The 2,225-nt window shown below is 60.6% G+C and carries 3 protein-coding genes; all 3 read right to left on the bottom strand.

Going from position 1 to position 2,225, the window contains the following annotated elements; all coding sequences use genetic code 11:
• Positions 1-85: 85 nt before the first annotated feature.
• On the bottom strand, positions 86-490 hold the full coding sequence (locus ACRER8_RS00015) for an META domain-containing protein (protein WP_431744337.1): 405 nt from the start codon (positions 488-490) through the stop codon (positions 86-88).
• Positions 487-924 carry a hypothetical protein gene (locus tag ACRER8_RS00010; protein WP_431744336.1) on the bottom strand — a complete coding sequence of 146 codons (438 nt, stop codon included), beginning with the start codon at positions 922-924 and terminating at the stop codon, positions 487-489. Before ACRER8_RS00010 ends, ACRER8_RS00015 begins: the two co-directional genes overlap by 4 nt.
• Before the next feature lie 215 nt (positions 925-1,139).
• Positions 1,140-2,123: a 2-hydroxyacid dehydrogenase gene (locus ACRER8_RS00005; RefSeq protein ID WP_431744335.1), complete on the bottom strand. Its 984-nt coding sequence runs from the start codon at positions 2,121-2,123 to the stop codon at positions 1,140-1,142.
• Between the last annotated feature and the right edge of the window lie 102 nt (positions 2,124-2,225).

The raw sequence follows: 2,225 nt of genomic DNA, 5'->3' as shown, positions 1-2,225 counted from the left end.
CACGGCGATTGCGTTTGAACTGTAGGGGCCGGCTTGCTGGCGAACGGCGGTGTGTCGGTTCCTACAGTTTGATCGACGTAGGGCTTTAACCTTCCTCCAGCCAGAATCGCAATGGCAATCCTGCTGCCGGCCACAGCTGCAACTGCTCGACCTCGGACATATCCCAATGCTGAACCTTGCCCAGGGCGTCGAGGAATCGGTGTTCCTGTTCCATCAATGCCGGGGCGCACAGTTTGCGGGTGCTGCCCACCGGGCCGAAGGTCAGCGCGTCGCCCTCCAGCCGATACGCCGCGAACCAGTGGTTGCAACCGGCGTTGCCATAGGCGCGGCCGTCCTTGCCCAGGGTCATGGTCAGGTGACTGTTGTCGATTAGCGGACGTTCACCGATCCATTCCAGAACATAGCCATGATCGCGCTTGAGCGCCTCGGTCTCGGTCGCGCAACCGGACAGCAGCGTAGCGGTGAACAGCGTCAGTACCAGCGCTTTCATGCGGCGTTCTTGGCACAGCTCGGGCAAAGATGATTCTCACCGACGGTCTTCCAGCCAAGTTCGGCAATGCGCGCGGTGGCGGCAGGCTTGAGGGCTTTCTTGCCTTCCTTGCCGTCGACCATGAACTCGATGTCCTGTTCCTTGCCGCAACCGTTGCAATTGACCTTCCACTGATGAATCGCAAGCTCGGTGAACGCCGGGCCGTTGGCCACCGCGACCCACTGGCCGGGCGGGTTGATCAGGTGCCGCACCTTTTCCACTGTCAGACGCATGTACAGGTCTTTGCTGCCTTTGACAGTGACGAGCAGCACGTCGTCGTGCTTGATCGAGCCACCGTTGCCGGTCACTTGATAGCGACCGAGCGCCAGACTTCGGCATTCGATCAGGGTGTGGTGGGGTGTGAGCATGCTGTAGCGAAAATCGTGTTCGGCCATGAGGGTCTCCAAATTTGCGCGCATGCTAACACTTTAGATTGCGCCTGCCCGCTGCCGGTGGGCGGTCAAACACGGTCGGGAAGATGGCGATGCAACGCTTGTGGGAGCGAATTCATTCGCGATGCAGTGGCACGGCCGACGCGTCTCTGTCGTTTGCAATATTTTTCGCGAATGAGTTCGCTCCACAGAGAATTTCGCATCCGAGAGCGTCGGATCTACACCTGATTCTGCGGACTTCCCGCCGCCCAACTCGCGATGTTATCCAGCGTGGTCTGAGCAATCGCTCCCAGCGCCTCGCGGGTCAGAAAGGCCTGATGCGCCGTGATTACCACATTCGGAAAGGTTAGCAGCCGCGCCAGCACGTCATCCTGCAGCGGCAGGTCCGAGCGGTCTTCGAAGAACAGCTGCGCTTCCTCTTCATACACATCCAGACCCAGGTAACCCAGTTGGCCGCTCTTGAGCGCCTCGATCAGGGCCGGGGTGTCGACCAGCGCCCCGCGTCCGGTGTTGATCAGCATCGCTCCGCGCTGCATGCGTGACAGCGAGTCCTGATTGATCAAGTGCCGTGTATGTTCGTTGAGCGGGCAGTGCAGGCTGATGATCTGCGCTTCGGACAACAACTGATCCAGCGGCAGATAACGGGCGCCGAGGGCTTCCACCTGAGAGTTGGGGTAGGGGTCGTACGCCAGCAGCTTGCAGCCGAAACCGGCCATGATTCGCGCGAACGTCGCGCCGATCTGTCCAGTGCCTATCACCCCGACGGTCTTGCCGACCAGATCGAAACCGGTCAGGCCATGCAAGGTGAAATCGCCGTCGCGGGTGCGGTTGTAGGCGCGGTGCAAATGGCGATTGAGTGAAAGGATCAGCGCCACCGCATGCTCGGCCACAGCGTGGGGCGAATAGGCCGGCACCCGAACCACATCGATGCCCAGGCGTTTCGCGGTGGGCAAGTCGACGTGATTGAAACCGGCGGAGCGCAGGGCGATCAACTTGGTGCCGCCCGCTGCCAGGCGTTCCAGGATCGGCGCGCTAAGATCGTCATTGATGAACGCGCAGACCACCGGATAGCCGTCCGCCAGCGCCACCGTATCGAGGGTCAACCGTGCCGGCTGGAAATGCAGCTCGATATCTGTCGCGCTCTGAGCGGCGAGAAAACTGTCGCGGTCGTAAGCCTGGCTGCTGAATAGGAGGGTGCGCATGATTCGCCCTTTAACGTTCCTTTATATAGATCTCACGCCCGATACGGCACGATTGCAGGAGCCGGCTTGCTGGCGAACGCGGAGGGTCAGTTACAGATGAAT

Origin of the sequence: Pseudomonas sp. (assembly GCF_050739935.1) — a bacterium.
GTDB lineage: Bacteria > Pseudomonadota > Gammaproteobacteria > Pseudomonadales > Pseudomonadaceae > Aquipseudomonas.
This window is presented reverse-complemented; position numbering and strand designations above follow the sequence as displayed.